The 16,282-nt window shown below is 62.0% G+C and carries 14 protein-coding genes; 11 read left to right on the top strand and 3 right to left on the bottom strand.

Annotation, left to right across the window (positions count from 1 at the left end; genetic code table 11):
* Positions 1 to 2 precede the first annotated feature (2 nt).
* The 7 genes from plsY (at position 3) to rpmG (ending at position 9,317) form a co-directional block, all read left to right on the top strand.
* Positions 3 to 623 (top strand): glycerol-3-phosphate 1-O-acyltransferase PlsY, encoded by a 621-nt coding sequence (gene plsY / locus RL_RS09035; RefSeq protein ID WP_011651396.1) that lies wholly within the window; start codon positions 3 to 5, stop codon positions 621 to 623.
* Complete coding sequence (dprA, locus tag RL_RS09030; RefSeq protein WP_011651395.1) at positions 623 to 1,765, top strand: DNA-processing protein DprA; 1,143 nt, start codon at positions 623 to 625, stop codon at positions 1,763 to 1,765. Before plsY ends, dprA begins: the two co-directional genes overlap by 1 nt.
* A 248-nt stretch (positions 1,766 to 2,013) precedes the next feature.
* Entirely contained in the window at positions 2,014 to 4,668 is a 2,655-nt protein-coding gene (topA, locus tag RL_RS09025; protein ID WP_011651394.1) for a type I DNA topoisomerase, read from the top strand.
* 1 nt (position 4,669) lies between these two features.
* The gene (gene rnr / locus RL_RS09020) at positions 4,670 to 7,042 is read left to right on the top strand and encodes a ribonuclease R (protein ID WP_011651393.1); all 2,373 of its coding nucleotides are present in this window, start codon (positions 4,670 to 4,672) and stop codon (positions 7,040 to 7,042) included.
* Between the two features lie 123 nt (positions 7,043 to 7,165).
* A complete protein-coding gene (locus RL_RS09015; protein ID WP_011651392.1) occupies positions 7,166 to 7,618 on the top strand; it encodes a DUF983 domain-containing protein in 453 nt (150 codons plus the stop codon).
* Positions 7,619 to 7,872: 254 nt separating this feature from the next.
* On the top strand, positions 7,873 to 9,057 hold the full coding sequence (locus RL_RS09010) for an MFS transporter (RefSeq protein ID WP_011651391.1): 1,185 nt from the start codon (positions 7,873 to 7,875) through the stop codon (positions 9,055 to 9,057).
* A gap of 92 nt (positions 9,058 to 9,149) precedes the next feature.
* Positions 9,150 to 9,317, top strand: a complete 168-nt coding sequence (rpmG, locus tag RL_RS09005; RefSeq protein ID WP_003547442.1) for a 50S ribosomal protein L33 — start codon at positions 9,150 to 9,152, stop codon at positions 9,315 to 9,317.
* A gap of 750 nt (positions 9,318 to 10,067) precedes the next feature.
* Here rpmG and RL_RS09000 read toward each other — a convergent pair.
* Both RL_RS09000 and RL_RS08995 read right to left on the bottom strand, forming a co-directional pair.
* Positions 10,068 to 11,441 carry a PleD family two-component system response regulator gene (locus RL_RS09000; RefSeq protein WP_011651390.1) on the bottom strand — a complete coding sequence of 458 codons (1,374 nt, stop codon included), beginning with the start codon at positions 11,439 to 11,441 and terminating at the stop codon, positions 10,068 to 10,070.
* Between the two features lie 18 nt (positions 11,442 to 11,459).
* Complete coding sequence (locus RL_RS08995; RefSeq protein WP_003547430.1) at positions 11,460 to 11,831, bottom strand: response regulator; 372 nt, start codon at positions 11,829 to 11,831, stop codon at positions 11,460 to 11,462.
* 132 nt (positions 11,832 to 11,963) lie between these two features.
* Between RL_RS08995 and RL_RS08990 the strand changes: the two genes are divergently transcribed.
* Together RL_RS08990 and RL_RS08985 are read left to right on the top strand one after the other, a co-directional pair.
* Positions 11,964 to 12,272, top strand: a complete 309-nt coding sequence (locus tag RL_RS08990; RefSeq protein WP_003558471.1) for a DUF3572 domain-containing protein — start codon at positions 11,964 to 11,966, stop codon at positions 12,270 to 12,272.
* Between the two features lie 2 nt (positions 12,273 to 12,274).
* Complete coding sequence (locus RL_RS08985) at positions 12,275 to 12,949, top strand: hypothetical protein (protein ID WP_011651389.1); 675 nt, start codon at positions 12,275 to 12,277, stop codon at positions 12,947 to 12,949.
* Here the strand turns inward: RL_RS08985 and RL_RS08980 are convergent.
* On the bottom strand, positions 12,924 to 13,511 hold the full coding sequence (locus RL_RS08980) for a GNAT family N-acetyltransferase (protein WP_041936253.1): 588 nt from the start codon (positions 13,509 to 13,511) through the stop codon (positions 12,924 to 12,926). The genes RL_RS08985 and RL_RS08980 overlap by 26 nt on opposite strands.
* 76 nt (positions 13,512 to 13,587) lie before the next feature.
* Between RL_RS08980 and RL_RS08975 the strand changes: the two genes are divergently transcribed.
* Both RL_RS08975 and RL_RS08970 read left to right on the top strand, forming a co-directional pair.
* The gene (locus RL_RS08975) at positions 13,588 to 14,877 is read left to right on the top strand and encodes a DNA polymerase IV (RefSeq protein ID WP_041936252.1); all 1,290 of its coding nucleotides are present in this window, start codon (positions 13,588 to 13,590) and stop codon (positions 14,875 to 14,877) included.
* Positions 14,878 to 14,968: 91 nt separating this feature from the next.
* Entirely contained in the window at positions 14,969 to 16,222 is a 1,254-nt protein-coding gene (locus RL_RS08970; protein WP_041936545.1) for a L,D-transpeptidase family protein, read from the top strand.
* Positions 16,223 to 16,282 lie beyond the last annotated feature (60 nt).

Genomic DNA, 16,282 nt, shown 5'->3' with positions numbered 1-16,282 from the left:
ATATGTTATCCAATCTCATGTCATGGCAGATCACGCTGCCGATCGCGCTTGCCGCCGCCATTATCGGTTATCTTTTCGGCTCGATCCCGTTCGGCCTGATCCTCACGCGCGCCGCCGGCCTCGGCGACGTGCGCAGCATCGGCTCCGGCAATATCGGCGCGACCAATGTGCTGAGAACAGGAAACCGGACGCTCGCCGCGGCGACGCTGCTGCTCGATGCGCTGAAGGCATCGGCCGCGGCCTGGGTCGTCAGCTATTTCCTCGGTGAGGAAGCCGCGATCATCGCCGGCTTCTTCGCCTTTATCGGCCATCTTTTCCCGGTCTGGATCGGCTTCAAGGGCGGCAAGGGTGTCGCCACCTATATCGGCACCCTGCTCGGCGTCGCGCCGATCATGGTCGTACTCTTCGCCGCCGTCTGGCTGGCAGTCGCCTTCACCACCCGCTACTCCTCGCTTTCGGCGCTGGTTGCCATGCTTGTCATTCCAGTTGCGCTGTGGATATTGGGCAACGAAAAGGTTGCGGCTGTCATGGCGATCATGACCCTCATCTCCTACTGGAAGCACAAGGCGAATATTTCGCGGCTGATGGGCGGGACGGAAAGCAAGATCGGGGCAAAGGGATAATGGATGCGCTGAGCGCCGGACCAAAAGGCGTCGTGCTGACCGAGCGGCAAAGAATTGCCTGGCTGCGCCTTATCCGTTCCGACAATATCGGCCCTGCCACCTTTCGTGACCTCATCAATCATTTCGGTTCGGCCGAGGCAGCACTTGCCGCACTGCCGGAGCTTTCGGCGCGTGGCGGCGCCACACGGGCAATCCGCATCGCCAGCGAGGCCGAGGCGCATCGGGAGCTGGAGGCGGCGCGTCGCTTCGGCGCCCGCTTCGTCGGCATCGGTGAGCCGGACTATCCGCAAGCGCTGAAGCAGATCGACGGCGCGCCGCCGCTTCTGGCCGTCAAGGGCGCGCTTGCCGCTGCCAAACGACCGGCCGTCGGCATCGTCGGCTCGCGCAATGCCTCGATCGCAGGCGCGAAATTCGGCGCGATGGTTGCGCGCGACTGCGGCCGGGCGGGTTACACCGTGGTCTCCGGCCTGGCACGCGGCATCGACACCGCCGCCCACCGGGCAAGCCTCGACACGGGCACGATCGCAGCACTCGCCGGCGGCCTCGACCAGCCCTACCCGCCGGAGAATATCGGTCTGCTCGAAGAGATAACCGGTGGCAATGGCCTGGCGGTGAGCGAGATGCCCTTCGGCTGGGAACCCCGCGCCCGCGACTTCCCACGCCGAAACCGGCTGATCGCCGGCATCGGGCTCGGCCTCGTCGTCATCGAAGCGGCGACGCGTTCGGGCTCGCTGATCACGGCGCGGCTTGCCGGCGAGTTCGGCCGCCTGGTGTTTGCCGTGCCCGGCTCGCCGCTCGATCCGCGCTGCCATGGCACCAACGGCCTGCTGAAGGACGGCGCTTCGATCGTCACCGCACCCGCCGATGTCATCGAGGCCCTGGCGCCGCTTGCGCAATTCGACCTGTTCCCATCATCGATGGCGGAGAAACCGGCACCTGACGGCAAGGCAATGTCGGTGCCACCAGGTGATTCCGATCGAAACCGCATCATCGATGCGCTCGGGCCGACGCCGGTCGAGATCGACGACGTCATCCGCCATACCGGCCTGTCGGCATCCGCGGTCTATCTCATCCTTCTGGAACTCGATATATCAGGCAGGCTGCACCGCCATCAGGGCGGCCTCGTCTCGCTTTCCGATTGAACCTGGGTACAAATCGGGCAGCGGCTTTGCGAATTGCCGAACCCTGGGTCGAAAACCTTCGACAACCTATCTTTGATTGTATTTTCTCAATACTCTCCCTTAGGCTGCAGCAGACGCAAGAGGTAAAATTGTAGCAAACCCCTTGACCGCGGCGATTTCCCTGTCCATGTCGGAGGGCCGATATCCATGTTGCGGTGTGTGTCGCGCTGGCTTCAACGCTGGCGTCGTTTCCTTTTTAGAGAATCATCATGAATGTTGTAGTGGTGGAATCGCCTGCCAAGGCCAAGACGATCAATAAGTATCTGGGTCCGGGATACAAAGTGCTCGCCTCCTTCGGCCATGTGCGCGATCTGCCTGCCAAGGACGGCTCAGTTCTTCCTGATCAGGACTTCGAAATGCTTTGGGAGGTCGACAGCGCCTCCGCCAAGCGCATGAAGGACATTGCCGACGCGTTGAAATCCTCGGACGGTCTCATTCTCGCGACCGACCCGGATCGCGAAGGAGAGGCGATTTCCTGGCATGTTCTCGACATGCTGAACAAGAAGCGCGCGCTCACCGGCAAGTCGGTCAAGCGCGTCGTCTTCAACGCGATCACCAAGAAGGCGGTGCTCGACGCGATGGCTGCGCCGCGCGATCTCGATGTGCCTCTGGTCGACGCTTATCTCGCCCGGCGCGCACTCGACTACCTCGTCGGCTTCAACCTTTCACCGGTTCTCTGGCGCAAGCTGCCCGGCGCACGTTCGGCCGGCCGCGTCCAGTCGGTGGCACTGCGCCTCGTTTGCGACCGCGAATCCGAGATCGAGCGCTTCATCTCGGAAGAATACTGGAACATCTCGGCGCTGCTGAAGACGCCGCGCGGCGACGAGTTCGAGGCGAAACTGGTTTCGGCGAGCGGCAAGCGTTTGCAGCCGCGCGCAATCGGCAACGGCGAAGATGCCGGCCGGCTCAAGGCATTGCTCGAAGGTGCGAGCTACGTCGTCGACTCAGTCGAGGCGAAGCCGGTCAAGCGTAATCCCGGACCGCCCTTCACGACCTCGACGCTGCAACAGGCAGCCTCCTCCAACCTCGGCTTCTCGGCCTCGCGCACCATGCAGGTTGCCCAGAAGCTCTATGAGGGCGTCGATATCGGCGGCGAGACGGTCGGTCTCATCACCTATATGCGAACCGACGGCGTGCAGATGGCGCCGGAAGCGATCGATGCGGCGCGCAGCGCCATCGTCGACCAGTTCGGCGAGCGCTACATGCCGGAAAAGCCGCGCTTCTATTCCACCAAGGCGAAGAACGCCCAGGAGGCGCACGAGGCGATCCGTCCGACCGATTTCGACCGCTCGCCTGATCGTGTGCGCAAATTCCTCGATGCCGACCAGATCCGGCTCTACGAGCTGATCTGGAAGCGCGGCATCGCCAGCCAGATGGCGTCGGCCGAGATCGAGCGCACGACGGCTGAAATCACCGCCGACAACAAGGGCGAAAAAGCCGGTCTGCGCGCCGTCGGTTCGGTCATCCGCTTCGATGGTTTCATCGCCGCCTATACCGACCAGAAGGAAGATGGCGAGCAGAGCGACGACGGCGACGAGGATGGCCGCCTGCCGGAGATCAATGCGCGCGAGGCGCTCGCCAAGCAGAAGATCAATTCGACGCAGCATTTCACCGAACCGCCGCCGCGCTATTCGGAAGCCTCGCTGATCAAGAAGATGGAAGAGCTCGGCATCGGCCGCCCCTCCACCTATGCCGCGACGCTCGCGACGCTGCGCGACCGCGACTATGTGACGATCGACAAGCGCAAGCTGATCCCGCAGGCCAAGGGCCGGCTGGTGACCGCTTTCCTCGAGAGCTTCTTCACCAAATATGTCGAATACGACTTCACCGCCGATCTCGAAGAGAAGCTTGACCGGATTTCCGCCGGCGAGTTGAATTGGAAGCAGGTGCTGCGCGATTTCTGGAAGGATTTCTTCGCCCAGATCGAGGACACCAAGGAACTGCGCGTCACCAACGTGCTCGATTCGCTGAACGAGGCGCTGGCACCCCTCGTCTTCCCGAAACGGGAGGACGGTAGCGACCCGCGCATCTGTCAGGTCTGCGGCACCGGCAACCTGTCGCTGAAGCTCGGCAAATATGGCGCCTTCGTCGGCTGCTCCAACTATCCGGACTGCAACTACACCCGCCAGCTCTCCTCCGAAAACGGCGGAGAAGCGGACGGTGCTGCGCTCAACGAGCCGAAGAACCTCGGCACCGATCCGACGACCGGCGAGGAGCTGACGCTGCGTTCCGGCCGCTTCGGCCCCTATATCCAGCGCGGCGACGGCAAGGAAGCCAAACGCGCTTCGCTGCCGAAGGGCTGGAAGCCCGAGGACATCGATTATGAAAAGGCGATGGCGCTGATCTCGCTGCCGCGCGACATCGGCAAACATCCCGAATCGGGCAAGATGATCTCGTCCGGAATCGGCCGCTATGGGCCGTTCCTCCTGCACGACGGCTCGTATGCCAATCTGGAAACCGTCGAGGACGTGTTCTCGGTCGGCCTCAACCGCGCCGTGACTGTTATCGCCGAAAAGGCGAAACAGGCCCCGGGCCGGGGTGCGCGCGGCACTCCGGCAGCGCTGAAGACGCTCGGCGATCATCCTGATGGCGGCGCCATCACCGTTCGCGACGGCAAGTACGGCCCCTATGTCAACTGGGGCAAGGTCAACGCCACACTGCCGAAGGGCAAGGATCCCCAGGCGATCACCGTCGAGGAGGCGCTTGCGCTGATCGCGGAGAAGGCCGGCAAGGCCCCGGCGAGCAAGACGGCCAAGGCGAAAGCCAAGCCGAAGGCCGCCGCCGCCGCGGCCAAGAGCACCAAGACGGCCGCCAAACCGAAGGCAACGAAGGCGAAAGCGCCCGCGAAATCGAAAAAGGGCTGACGTGAGCAGAATACCGCGCGAGAGAACGAACCCTTCGGGCAAGCGCCCGGGCAAGACCGGCCGCACCGGCAAGGACGCTCCCGCCGTCGAGCCGCTGAACATCGTCCACGGCGCGCTGCCTTCGCGCGAGGTGATCCTGCGCTTCATCGCCGATCATCCGCAGAAAGCGTCCAAGCGTGAACTCGCCAAGGCTTTCGGCCTGAAGGGCGACAACCGCGTCGAACTCAAGCACATGCTGCAGGAGCTCGAGCAGGAAGGCATGCTGCAGAAGAACCGCAAGTCGCTGATCCGGCCCGGTGCACTGCCGCCTGTCACCGTCCTCGATATCACCACGCGCGACAAGGACGGCGATCTGATCGGCCGGCCGGCGGAATGGCCGGAGGACCAGGGCGTAGCACCCGCCGTCGCCATCCGCCAGCAATCGCCCGCAGGCCGCCAGGGCAAGGGCAAGGCGCCTGTCGCCGGGCTCGGCGACCGCATCCTGGCGAAGATCTTCCCGGCTGTCGATCGCGGCGGGCCGGCCTATACGGCGCGGATCATCAAAGTGATCGACAAGCGCCGCGGCGCCTCGATGGGGGTTTTCCGCATAGCACCCGGCGGCGGCGGGCGGCTGCTGCCGATCGAACGGCGCGGCGAGGAGATGGTGATCGATCCCGACTTCACCGGCGGCGCCACGGACGGCGATCTGGTCGAAGTCGAAATCGCCCGTCTCGGCCGTTTCGGCCTGCCGCGCGCCAAGGTTCTTTCCGTCGTCGGTTCCGTCGGCTCGGAAAAGGCGATCTCGATGATCGCGATCCATGCGCATGGCATCCCGCATGTCTTCCCGCCGGCTGTCATCGCCGAGGCGGACGCCGCAAAACCGGCCAGCATGTCGCATCGCGAGGATTGGCGCGACGTGCCGCTGATCACCATCGACCCGGCCGATGCCAAGGACCATGACGACGCCGTTTATGCCGAGCTCGACCCCTCGCCCGACAATCCCGGCGGCGTCATCGTCACCGTGGCGATCGCCGACGTCTCCTGGTATGTCCGCCCCAATTCACCGCTCGACCGCGAGGCGCTGAAGCGCGGTAACTCCGTCTATTTTCCCGATCGCGTCGTGCCGATGCTGCCGGAGCGCATCTCCAACGATCTCTGCTCGCTGAAAGAAGGCGTCGACCGCCCGGCACTCGCCGTGCGCATGAGCTTTTCCGGGGAAGGCCGCAAGATCGGCCACACTTTCCATCGCATCATGATGAAGAGTGCCGCCAAGCTCTCCTACCAGCAGGCGCAGGCAGCCATCGACGGGAAACCGGACGATCAGACCGGACCGATGCTCGAGCCGATCCTGAAGCCGCTCTGGCATGCCTATGAGGTGATGAAGCGGGGACGCGACCGGCGCCAGCCACTGGAACTCGATATGCCGGAGCGCAAGATCCTCCTGAAGCCCGACGGCACGGTCGACCGGGTCGTCGTGCCGCCACGGCTCGATGCGCATAAGCTGATCGAAGAGATGATGATCCAGGCGAACGTCTGCGCCGCCGAGACGCTCGAAAAGAAGCGTCAGCCGCTGATCTACCGCATCCATGACGGCCCGACGCTTGCCAAGCAGGAGATCCTGCGCGAGTTCCTGGCCACGCTCGGCATCTCGCTTGCCAAGGGCGGCAACATGCGCGCCAACAACTTCAACGGCATTCTGGCGAAGGCGGACGGCACGCCGCATCAGACCATGGTGAGCGAGATGGTGCTGCGTTCGCAGAGCCAGGCGATCTACGGACCGGAGAATATCGGCCATTTCGGCCTCAACCTGATGAAATACGCCCACTTCACCTCGCCGATCCGCCGTTATGCAGACCTCATCGTGCATCGCGCCCTCGTCGGCTCGCTCGGCTTCGGCGAAGGCGGCATCACGCCCGAAGAAGAGGCCGCGCTCGACGATATCGCTGCCGAAATCTCGACCTTCGAGCGCCGGGCCATGGCAGCCGAGCGCGAGACCGTCGACCGGCTGATCGCGCATCACCTCAGCGGTCGCGTCGGCGAGGAATTTGCCGGGCGGGTTTCGGGCGTGACGAAATCGGGGCTTTTTATCGCCCTGCCGGACTATGGAGCCGACGGTTTCGTCCCTATATCTACGCTCGGCAGCGATTATTTCATCTATGACGAGGCGCATCAGGCACTCTCCGGTGAACGAACAGGACTCGGCTTTCGCCTGGGTGACAGCGTCACCGTCAAACTTGCCGAAGCGATCCCGCTTGCCGGTGCACTGCGTTTCGAGATGATCAGCGAGGGCCGCGAGATGCCGGCGGCGGTGCGTTCCTTCCACAAGGCGGGGCGCCGCGACAGGGGCCAGGTTCGCAAGAAGCCCGGAACGAGGCCGCCGCGCGGACGGCACTAAAGCGCGTCGCAATCTTTCAGATTGACTCCCCGCGCTGTAGGTCCTTGTTTTTACGCGTGTCGTTATCGCGAAACCGCTGCACAGTTTCGCGCGACATGTTTTAGATCCGAAGAGGAACATGCGATGAGCACACCGACCGATCCGGTTGCCCGCTACGGCGATACGCCCGAGGTCGAGCGTCCGCTTGGGCGCTCCGTCATACGCGGGCTGATGAACCGCTGCCCGGCCTGCGGCAACGGCAAGCTCTTTCGCGCCTTCCTGAAGCCGGTCGATCATTGCGCCGCTTGTGGCGAGGCGATGCATCACCAACGCGCCGACGACCTGCCGCCCTATATCGTCATCCTCGTCCTCGGACACGTCGTGGTCGGCGGCTATATGCTGACCGACCTGACTTTCGTGCTGCCGGTCTGGGTCCACCTGGCCATCTGGGCGCCGATCACCGTCATCACGGCGCTTGCCTCGATCCAGCCGATCAAGGGCGGGGTCATCGGCCTGCAATGGGCGCTGCGCATGCACGGCTTCGGTGGCGAGAGCGACGGTCCGGACGATTATGACATCCCCGGCCGGCCGAATTAGCGCCTTCACCTTCCAGACATATTTAACGTGTAGTGCCAGCCCTCCACCGACCACCACCCAAATGCGGGAGCCAACGATCCTCAAGACCTGACATGGTTAGCATTTCTTGCCCGAACGGGCTTTACATTCCGCAGATGGTCACTCACATCGGAAATACTGCGAAGCGGCATCCGTCACCTGGATTTGGCACGTCCGTGTCTATCTATCTGACGGGATCGGCCGATTCGTTCGCGCACCTCTCTAAGGATGGATAAATGTCTCAGCCGAGAACCGGCACACCGGGCGATGTCGAAGAAATCCATTGGCCTTCTCTGGTGGCAGCCATCTCGTCCATATCAGCCGTTGGCATAGCAATCGGCCTCGGCCTGCCCCTCCTCAGCATCATTCTCGAAAAACGCGGCATCTCGTCCACCCTGATTGGGCTCAACACGGCGATGGCCGGGGTCGCGGCGATGGCCGCCGCACCGATCACCACCAAGCTCGCCCATAGATACGGCGTGGCGCCGACGATGATCTGGGCCGTGCTGATTTCGGCGCTGAGCGCGCTGGGTTTCTATTACGCCCAGGATTTCTGGATGTGGTTTCCGCTGCGTTTCGCCTTCCACGGCGCGACGACGACGCTGTTCATCCTCTCCGAATTCTGGATTAACGCCGCTTCGCCGCCTTCCAAGCGCGGCTTTGTGCTCGGCATCTATGCGACGGTGCTTTCCCTTGGCTTCGCGGCCGGACCACTGCTCTTTTCGATCCTCGGCAGCGACGGCATCTTCCCCTTCCTGATCGGCGCTGGCGCCATCCTGCTTGCCGCCATCCCGATCTTCATCGCCCGCGACGAAAGCCCGGTGCTCGAGGAAAAACCCGAGCTGCATTTCATGCGCTACGTTTTTCTAGTGCCAACGGCGACGGCCGCGGTCTTCATCTTCGGCGCGGTCGAAGCGGGCGGGCTGTCACTTTTCCCGATTTTTGCCGTGCGCGCCCATTTCACCGAATCGCAGGCAGCACTTCTGCTCACCATGATGGGTGTCGGCAACGTCATCTTTCAGATCCCGCTCGGCCTGCTTTCCGACCGCATCGCAGACAAGCGGCCGCTTCTGGCCGGCATGGCGCTGATGGGCTTCATCGGCTCGATGATGTTGCCGCTGTTGCTCAACAACTGGCTGCTTATGGCCGGGCTCCTGCTTTTCTGGGGTGGCTGCGTCTCAGGCCTCTATACGGTCGGCCTCAGCCATCTCGGCTCTCGGCTGACAGGCTCCGATCTTGCAGCGGCCAATGCTGCCTTTGTCTTCTGTTATGCGATGGGAACCGTGGCCGGGCCGCAGGCGATCGGCGCGGCGATCGATGTCGCTGGAAATAACGGTTTTGCCTGGGCGATTGCCGCTTTCTTCGGTCTTTACGCCCTACTTTCCGGCATCAGACTGATGTTCATTCGAAAACGGGCTTGACTTTTCGGGCGGGATTCGTAGTTTCGCGCCAGGATTTGCCGTGGAGCCCATCCGGCTTCCACGGCTTTCATTTTCTTAAAGGCAGGACGACCATGGCCAAGGCTACAACAATCAAGATCAAGCTGCTGTCGACGGCCGACACCGGTTTCTTCTACGTCACCACGAAGAACAGCCGTACGATGACGGACAAGATGACGAAGACGAAGTACGACCCGGTTGCGAAGAAGCATGTCGAGTTCAAGGAAACCAAGATCAAGTAATCACTTGGTCTGACGGATTTCAAAAAAGCGCGCGCCCTCGGGTTGCGCGTTTTTTATTGCCCAGATTGATCGTCTTTAAAAAATGATAGCGCAAACAGACAAAACGCCGCCCTTCCATCTTCGGGAAGTGGCGGCGTTTTCTTGAAAGGGGGTCGGCCAGCATGCAAAACGGCACGAGGAACCGCTATAACTTGCCTACTAGCCGACCGACCCCACGACCCAGGAGATGCGGCGGACCTGAGCATCATGGGGTATCGACAGCTCCTCAACGGGAGCGCTTCTCTTATGAGCCGATAATTTGCGCAAAAATGAAAGAAAATCAACAAATTCTTAATGATGAATTTTCTTATCTTGATTCTATGGTTAAAAGTCCAGATTTGGGACATACAAAGATTGATCGGCTCTGCTTGAACTCGAAGCGTAGCGCTTCGCCCTTCGAAGAAATTCGACAATATAACTTAATAACTTACGCCACCCTTCCCCTTACGTGAGGTGACGCCGCCGCAATCTATTTGACCCCGTCGGCGATAGGCATTTTTTATAGTCTTCATTTCATATTGAGCTACGGCCTGACACTCTCAAGACTATCGCGCGGCAACACATTCGCGGCAACGCGGCGAGTCCATTTTTGGGCTATTGGGCTGCAATTTTTTCGCCCCGCAGTGCACAGGCGGAGATTAAAAATCGGTAACAATTCGCTTACCGCAGTGGAAAACCCGCAAATGGCGCCCAATGGCGGCAAATGATTCGTCACGCGGCCGCGGCGACCACGCGGTTGCGGCCGGTATTCTTTGCCTCGTAAAGGGCCAGATCCGCCTGTTTCATCAGTTGGTCCGGGGTCAGCACCGACGTAATGCGCGAGGCGATGCCGAAGGAAGCAGTGACGTTCAGTGCTTCCCCGGCGTGTTTCAGCATGAAGGGAGCGTTTTCGATCGCCGCCCGCAGGCGCTCGGCGACGGCGGCGGCAATTTCCGGCGAGGTGTCGGGCATCACGACAACGAATTCCTCTCCGCCGTAGCGGCAGGCGAGATCGGCACCGCGGATGGTCGACCGGACGCGATTTGAAAATTCCCGTAGCACCTCGTCGCCGCCGTCATGGCCGTAGGTGTCGTTCACATGCTTGAAGCGGTCGATATCGGTGATCAGCACCGAAAGTGGCCGGCCCCGCGCCATCGAACGGTTGAAGAGCACGTTCAGGTGATTGTCGAGATAGCGCCGGTTATAAAGGCCGGTCAGCGGATCGGTCACGGCAAGCTCGATCGTCTGCTTGACGCTGGCGCGCAGGCGGTCGTTGTAGCGCTTGCGGCGGATCTGCGTCAGGCTGCGGGCAACCAGTTCGTTGGGATCGACCGGGCGGATGATGTAGTCGTTGACGCCGAGATCGAGCGCACGCACGACCATTTCGTCAGCGCCCTGCTCGGTAATGATCAGGATCGGCAGAAAGCGGGTGCGCTCCAGCGAGCGCAGCTGCGAGCAGAGACGAAGCGGATCGTAATCGTCGAAGTTGGCGTTGACGATGACGAGATCAAACGCGCTTTCGGCCGCCTCGAACAGGGCGGCCTGCGGATCGGAGAGGGCAAGCACGTCGGCGACGGGCTTCAGCGCCTTGATGATGCGCTCCTGCGAATTGGCGCGGCCGTCGACGAGCAGGACCTGAGCGGTCTCGTCGGCGCGGCCTTCGCCCGCCCGTGTGAGGTCGTCAATGCCCATCGTATGGGCGGTGTCGGCGCGGATGCGCAGCTCATCGCTCAACGTCTTCAGCCGCAGCAGGCTCTTCACCCGGGAGATCAGTTGCAGATCGTTGACCGGCTTGGTGAGAAAATCGTCAGCGCCGGCCTTCAGGCCGCGCACGCGATCGGTCGGCTGGTCGAGCGCGGTGACCATGACGACTGGAATATGGGCGGTCTTCTGGCTGGCCTTCAGTCGCTCGCAGACCTCGAAACCGTCTATGCCGGGCATCATGATGTCGAGCAGGATGAGATCGACCTGGTTGCGCTCGCAGATCGCCAGTGCCGTGTAGCCGTCGGCTGCGGTCATCACGTCGAAATACTCCGCAAGCAGCCGCGCTTCGAGCAGCTTCACGTTGGCCGGAATATCGTCAACCACCAGTATTCGCGCAGTCATAAGCGTCTTTCCGATGCGTCAAGCATCGCCCAGATAGGTCTTGATCGTCTCGATGAATTTCGGAACCGAGATAGGCTTGGAAACATAGGCCTCGCAGCCGCCCTGGCGGATCCGCTCCTCGTCCCCCTTCATCGCGAAAGCCGTAACGGCGATGACGGGAATCACGTGCAACTCGTCGTCTTCCTTCAGCCATTTCGTGACTTCGAGGCCGGAGACTTCGGGAAGCTGAATATCCATCAGGATGAGGTCGGGGCGATGCTTGCGCGCCAGATCGAGCGCCTCCATACCGTTTCTGGTCTGGATCGTCGTATAACCGGACGCCTCGATGAGGTCGCGAAAGAGCTTCATGTTGAGCTCGTTATCTTCTACAATCATCACCTGTTTGGGCATGACAAGCTGTCCCTACGTCCGTTCGCGCAGCGGTTCGTCCCATGAGAAAGGCACATGCGGACAAAAGCTGCGTGAAACCGATAGCGCACGCTACCGGTATTTGGTTGAAGAAAAGGTAACTTACCCAGCGAAATGCAAAGCAACTTCAAGACTTCGAAACAACAGGCCGCCGACCCGCACGAGACGGCGATCGCCGTGCTCGGCTGGCTTGCCGACGATCCCGACATGTTCGGCCGCTTCCTCGCCCTGACGGGGGTGGCGCCCGGCCAGGTGCGCAACGCCGTCAACGATCCGGGATTCCTTGCCGGCTTGATGGATTTCCTGATGAACCACGAACCTACGGCGATGGCCTTCTGCGCGGCGAGCGGGATCAGCCCAGAGACGGTGACGGCGGCCTGGCGGCATTTCTCTTCGCCGGGCCTCGATTCCGGAGAATACTGACCGTGACCTCCGGGGAATTCGACATCTCGCATATCCGCCTCGGCGAACGGCCCTTGATCGTCTGTGACGTCGACGACGTCGTGCTGCAGTTCATCGGTCCCTTCCAGCTTTTCCTTCAGAGCCAGGGCCACGCGTTTCTGCCGCGATCGTTTCGGCTTCACGGCAACATCGTCTCGCAAGCCGACGGCGTGGAGATCGAGGATCAGGAGGTCAGCCGGCTGATCGAGGAGTTCTTCGAGGCCCAAGAACTGTGGCAGACGCCGCTCGACCGCGTCGTCGAAACACTCGACCGGCTTTCGGAAGAGGCCGATGTGCTTTTCCTGACAGCCATGCAGCCACGGTTCCAGAACCAGCGCCGTCGCCTGCTCGATAGGATGGGCCTCGTCTTTCCGCTGCTTGCCACCGAACAACCCAAGGGGCCGATCGTTCACGCATTGCATGCCAGCCGCTCCCTTCCCGTCGTCTTCATTGATGATATGGCGCGCAATCTGCATTCCGTCAGGGATCACGTCGCCGATTGCCTGCTGATTCACCTGATGCCGAACTCGCCCGTCCATCGTTTCGCACCGGCGGTTGCCGACGAGATCACCCGCGCCACCGACTGGACGCATGTGGCCGAGCTGATCGAGGCGCATTTTCTTTCCGGCACCTTCACGCACGCAGTTCCAGCCGCATGAGCGGACGGCCGTCCTTGCGCCGTGCTATCGTCTCGAAACCGGCGGCTTCGAAGACTGCCGTCGAGCCGACGCAGAGCGTCACTGATTTCGACTGCTTCACATGATCGATCGGACAGGCTTCGAGCAGCCGCGCTCCCTGGCGCCGCGCATGGTCGACCGCGCCGGCGAGCAGACGGTGGCCCATTCCCTTGCCGCGCAGTTTGGGCAGCAGGAAGAAGCAACTGACGGCCCAGATGGATGGATCATGAACATCGCCCTCCTCCAGCGGCCGCGAGACGGTGCGCGGCGAATTGAACTGCGGCACGTCGTGGCGCGGCCCGACCTGCACCCAGGCGACCGGCGCGCCGTCGGCATAACAGAGGATGCCAGGCGGCGGACCCGCCTTGATCCGCTCCCGCATATGCGCCTTGCGCTCGTCGGCCGCCATCTTGGTCCTCACCGCATGTGGCAGGCGCAACGCGACGCACCAGCAGTTATAGAAGCCACCCTGCGGCCCGAACACGGTTTCGAAGTCATCCCAGCGTTCTGGCGTTACCGGCTCGAAACGAAGATCGTTATCCAAAGGCAAAGCTTCCACCCTCTCTTGAGACTCGGAAGCTTAAGGCGTAATCTCCGACCGTTCAATCTTTGTTCTCATCATGACGCCTGCGCCTGACAAGACACTCGGCTTCTGTCGCGACTGCCTTGCCGAGCAGAAGGGCGAGGCGCGCCGTTGCGTTTCCTGCGGCAGCCCCCGTGTCGTGCGCCACCGCGAACTCTACGCCTTGACGCTTGCGCATATCGATTGCGACGCCTTTTACGCAGCGGTGGAGAAACGCGACAATCCCGAGCTTGCCGACAAGCCTGTCATTATCGGCGGCGGCAAACGCGGCGTCGTTTCCACCGCCTGCTATATCGCCCGTATCCACGGCGTGCGTTCGGCCATGCCGATGTTCAAGGCGCTGGAGGCATGCCCTCAGGCGATCGTCATCCGCCCCGACATGGAGAAATATGTCCGGGTCGGGCGGCAGGTGCGCGCAATGATGCAGGATCTGACGCCGCTGGTGCAGCCGCTATCGATCGACGAGGCCTTCCTGGAGCTCGGCGGCACGGAGAGGCTGCATCACGATCCGCCGGCACGCACGCTGGCCAAATTCGCCCGTCGCATCGAAAGGGAGATCGGCATCACCGTTTCGGTCGGGCTTTCCTATTGCAAATTCCTCGCCAAGGTCGCCTCCGATCTGCAGAAGCCACGCGGCTTTTCGGTCATCGGCCGCGAGGAAGCGGTCGAGTTCCTGGCGCCGCGTCCCGTCACCACGATCTGGGGCGTCGGCAAGGCCTTTGCGGCGACGCTGGAGGCGGACGGTATCCGCACCATCAGCCAGTTGCAGCAGATGGAAGAAAACGACCTGATGCGCCGCTACGGCAGCATCGGCCAACGGCTCGCACGGCTGTCGCGCGGCATCGACGACCGCGAGGTGCATCTCAACGATGCGGCCAAGAGCGTATCGGCCGAGACCACCTTCTTCGACGACATATCGCGCTACGACGACCTGGTGCCGATCCTGCGCAACCTTTCCGAAAAGGTGTCCTGGCGGCTGAAGAAAAACGGCATTGCCGGCCATACCGTCGTCCTGAAGATGAAGACCGCCGATTTCAAATCGCGCACCCGCAACCGCAAGCTCGAAGACCCGACCCAACTTGCCGACAGGATCTTCCGCACGGGGCTCGAACTTCTCGAAAAGGAAACGGACGGCACGAAATTCCGCTTGCTCGGCATCGGCGTCACCGATCTCGGCGATGCCGGCCGCGCCGATCCGCCCGATCTCATCGACCAGCAATCAGGGCGGCGAGCGGCTGCCGAAGCGGCGATGGACAAGCTGCGCGACAAGTTCGGCAAGAAGACGGTCGAGACCGGCTACACCTTCGGCAGCAAGCGCGATCACTAAGGCGTGAAACCTGCGGGTGATCCAGCCTATAAAATCTTCATTAAACTTCGTCCCATAATGTGCCGGGCAAGTATTGCGTATGGTTGGTATCATGTTCTCGCGTCTCGTCTTCGGCCTCGGCTTGCTGTCGGCCACCGCACTCGTGCACCCCGCTCTTGCCGCGGATGCGCGCACGCTGCAGATCATCGTCTCGAAGGACAAGCAGTCGCTTGCGGTCTATGATGGCACCGAGGTCGTCGCGACCTCGAAGGTCTCGACCGGCAAGGACGGCCACACGACGCCGAGCGGCATCTTTTCGGTGCTGGAAAAGCAGAAATACCACGAATCCAATCTCTATTCCAACGCCCCGATGCCGTTCATGCAAAGGCTGACATGGTCAGGCATCGCGCTCCATGAATCGAATTCGGTGCCGCGTTATCCGGCATCGCATGGCTGCGTGCGTATGCCCGGCGCCTTCGCAAAAATGCTCTATGGGATGACCGACCGCGGTGTACCCGTCATTATCAGCGACGGTGAACTGGCGCCGCAGCCGATCGAGCATCCGACGCTTTTCCATCCGGACGCACCGGCGATGCCGTTGCTGTCAGACGTCGAACTGCGGCCCTCCATGCCCGACAGCCCCGAGAAGCCTGTGCAGGTGGCGATGAACGACACGGCTGCGATGCCGATGCCGGCAGCACCGCCGATTGCAGCGCCCGAACCCGAGCCTCCGTCCGAGCCGATCAGCATGCTCGTTACGCGCCGGACCCTGCGCGAGACGGTGATCGACATCCAGACCCTCCTCAACCAGCTTGGCTTTTCCGCCGGCAATCCGGACGGCTTGCTCGGTCCGTCGACCGTGCAGGCGATCAAGGCTTTCAAGACATTGCGGCCGATGGAATTCGCCGCCGACAGGAGCCTGGTCTCCGACACACTCCTCAGGGAAGTCTATGCCGCGGCTGGCAGAGGCGAGCCGCCGAACGGCGTCATCATGGTGCGGCAGGCCTTCAAGCCCCTCTTCGAAGCGCCGGTGACGATCGCCGATCCGGGACTGGCGCTTGGCACGCATTTCTTCACGTTGCATGCCGTCGATGCAAAGGCCGGCACGGCGGACTGGCTCGGCATCACGCTCACGAACAATCTCTCCCGCGAGACGATGAAGCGGCTCGGCATCACCAATCAGGAAAGCTCGATCATTACAGGCAAGCCGATCGCCCGTTCGCTCAGCCGGATTACCATCCCCGATGAGACCCGCCGCAAGATCGACGCCCTCATCGCACCCGGCTCGACGCTGACGATCTCCGATACAGGCCTCGGCCGGGAGACCGGAGAAGGCACGGATTTCATCACAATCACCCGCGGGTGATGGCCATCACGCTCTTTGTTTTATGCATGTCGTTATCCCGGAACCGCTGCACACTTCCGG

The organism is Rhizobium johnstonii 3841 (assembly GCF_000009265.1).
Classification (GTDB): Bacteria; Pseudomonadota; Alphaproteobacteria; order Rhizobiales; family Rhizobiaceae; genus Rhizobium; species Rhizobium acaciae.
The sequence above is the reverse complement of the archived record's forward strand: the minus strand, read 5'-3'. Positions and strand labels throughout refer to the sequence as shown.

Coding starts and splice junctions, on each gene's coding strand:
- plsY (WP_011651396.1), top strand. CDS start 3: ATGTTATCCAATCTCATGTCATGGCAGATCACGCTGCCGATCGCGCTT.
- rpmG (WP_003547442.1), top strand. CDS start 9,150: ATGGCCAAGGCTACAACAATCAAGATCAAGCTGCTGTCGACGGCCGAC.
- RL_RS08975 (WP_041936252.1), top strand. CDS start 13,588: ATGACGCCTGCGCCTGACAAGACACTCGGCTTCTGTCGCGACTGCCTT.
- RL_RS08990 (WP_003558471.1), top strand. CDS start 11,964: ATGCAAAGCAACTTCAAGACTTCGAAACAACAGGCCGCCGACCCGCAC.
- RL_RS08995 (WP_003547430.1), bottom strand. CDS start 11,831: ATGCCCAAACAGGTGATGATTGTAGAAGATAACGAGCTCAACATGAAG.
- RL_RS08970 (WP_041936545.1), top strand. CDS start 14,969: ATGTTCTCGCGTCTCGTCTTCGGCCTCGGCTTGCTGTCGGCCACCGCA.
- dprA (WP_011651395.1), top strand. CDS start 623: ATGGATGCGCTGAGCGCCGGACCAAAAGGCGTCGTGCTGACCGAGCGG.
- RL_RS09000 (WP_011651390.1), bottom strand. CDS start 11,441: ATGACTGCGCGAATACTGGTGGTTGACGATATTCCGGCCAACGTGAAG.
- topA (WP_011651394.1), top strand. CDS start 2,014: ATGAATGTTGTAGTGGTGGAATCGCCTGCCAAGGCCAAGACGATCAAT.
- RL_RS09010 (WP_011651391.1), top strand. CDS start 7,873: ATGTCTCAGCCGAGAACCGGCACACCGGGCGATGTCGAAGAAATCCAT.
- RL_RS09015 (WP_011651392.1), top strand. CDS start 7,166: ATGAGCACACCGACCGATCCGGTTGCCCGCTACGGCGATACGCCCGAG.